The sequence below is a fragment of the Anaerotignum lactatifermentans genome (assembly GCF_014982935.1).
Classification (GTDB): Bacteria; Bacillota; Clostridia; order Lachnospirales; family Anaerotignaceae; genus Anaerotignum; species Anaerotignum lactatifermentans.
In genome coordinates this window covers 1-1,848 of the sequence record NZ_JADCKK010000119.1, presented here as the reverse complement: position 1 = coordinate 1,848, position 1,848 = coordinate 1, and the positions used below count along the sequence as shown (strand labels likewise).

The following is a 1,848-nucleotide window of genomic DNA, read 5'->3' as shown; positions in this document are numbered from 1 at the left end:
GCGCCTGCCTGGGACTTCTGAACCTTAGTCGGCGCTACAGTCGTGATCGCCTGGAGCAGGCCTGTGCCCGGGCGCTGGCCATCCACTCCGCCAGTTACCAGAGCATCACCTCGATCCTGAAGCAGGGGCTGGATCAGTTACCGCTGCCGTTGGTCGAGGAGCCACCGGAACTGACCGAGCTGCCGGTTCACACCAACGTTCGCGGCCCCCACTACTACCACTGATCCCGGAGAAACGTATGCTAACGCACAACACCCTCGATACCTTGCGCCACCTCAAGCTGACGGGCATGGGCGATGCCCTGGAACAACAACGCGCCCAACCGGAAACCCACGACCTGGCGTTCGAGGAACGCCTTGCCCTGTTAGTGGATCGGGAGGTGCTGCACCGGGAAAACCGTCGGCTGGACCGGCTGCTCAAGGCCGCCCGCCTGCGCGTGCCGGCGTGCATCGAAGACATCGATTACCGTCATCCCCGGGGACTGGAACGCTCGCGTATGGCGGCCCTGGCGAGCAGCGACTGGATCCGCCAGTCCCTGAACCTGTGCATCACCGGGCCTACCGGTTGCGGCAAGACCTGGCTGGCCTGTGCCCTGGGCAATCAGGCCTGCCGGCAAGGCCTCTCGGTGCGCTACCTGCGAGTGCCGCGCCTGTTCGAGCAGGTGCGCATCGCGCACGGTGATGGTAGCTACGGTCGGCTGATGAACCAGTTGCTGAAGACCAACCTGCTGATCCTGGATGACTGGGGCATGCAGAAGATCACGGCGCAGCAGCGGCAGGACCTGATGGAAGTAATCGAAGACCGACACGGGCGGGGCTCCACCCTCATCGCCAGCCAGTTACCCACGGAGCACTGGCATGACTACATCGGCTCCGCCACGCTGGCAGACGCCATCATGGATCGGCTCCTGCACGGCGCTCACCGACTCAATCTGAAAGGGGAATCACTGAGAAAAACCAACGCACAAAAAACGGAATCGGTTGACCCATCGTGACCGCTCAGCGTACAAAACTCTCTCCAGCGTGAAGGCCGTGTGCAAATCGGTCACGATCACCGGAATGACCGGTCACGTTCGCCGGAATACGCACCCGGTTCGCTGCCAGCTGCCAGGGCAGGCGTGGCAACCTGTGTCAGACCTGTTTCCGCAAGCGACATCGGTACCGCGGGCGCTGGGTTCCGTGCAAATTGCTGAGAGCAATCCACTGACCACCCGCATGGTGCTCTACCATCGGCCGCCGCAGGGGCGCAAGCATCGCAACAAGCGCGGACAGGTCTCCCAGGACAGCCGCAGCCGGGCGATTGCCCAGCGCCAGAAGGAGCCCTGGGTGCTGGTCAGTAACCTACCGGCGCGCTCAACGCTGGCGGACAAGTTGGTGGCCATTTACCGGCAGCGCATGCAGATTGAAGAGGGCTTCCGCGACGTCAAGAGTCCCCAGTTCGGGCTGGGCTTCGGCATGCATCAGTCTCGCCAAGGCAAGCGGATCGAAATCCTGCTGCTGATCGCGATGCTGGCCAATGTCGTGGTGATGGTTGCCGGTCTTCAAGTCCGAGACAGCGGGCAACAGCGACGCTACCAGAGCAACACGATCCGTCATCGGAACGTTCTCTCCGTGTGGCGTTTGGGACTGGAGTGGCTGCGACGTCATTGTGTCGGTGCTGTCCCATGGCCCTCTTGGAAGACAGTTCTGACGAGCCTCCAAGGGGAAGTCAAAGAGCAGGCCTTATGCGATGGATAGCAAAGTTCGTGGGGATTCCTCAGGGTTTAAGGGGCGTTTTTTTTGTCTGTTAGTATGGTGGTCAGTCGTCCCGGATTTGAATGGCATCAGGAGAGAGCGATGGCGCTGAACG

Annotated in this window: 2 protein-coding genes and 1 pseudogene; all 3 read left to right on the top strand. The window is 61.7% G+C overall.

What is annotated here, in order from left to right; all coding sequences use genetic code 11:
• Positions 1 to 224: pseudogene (locus tag INF29_RS14105) on the top strand (IS21 family transposase); the annotation flags it as partial.
• Between the two features lie 14 nt (positions 225 to 238).
• Positions 239 to 994, top strand: coding sequence for an IS21-like element helper ATPase IstB (istB, locus tag INF29_RS14100; RefSeq protein WP_022522218.1), 756 nt, complete (start codon positions 239 to 241; stop codon positions 992 to 994).
• 64 nt (positions 995 to 1,058) lie between these two features.
• Positions 1,059 to 1,736, top strand: a complete 678-nt coding sequence (locus tag INF29_RS14095; protein WP_154546717.1) for an IS4 family transposase — start codon at positions 1,059 to 1,061, stop codon at positions 1,734 to 1,736.
• Positions 1,737 to 1,848: the final 112 nt, after the last annotated feature.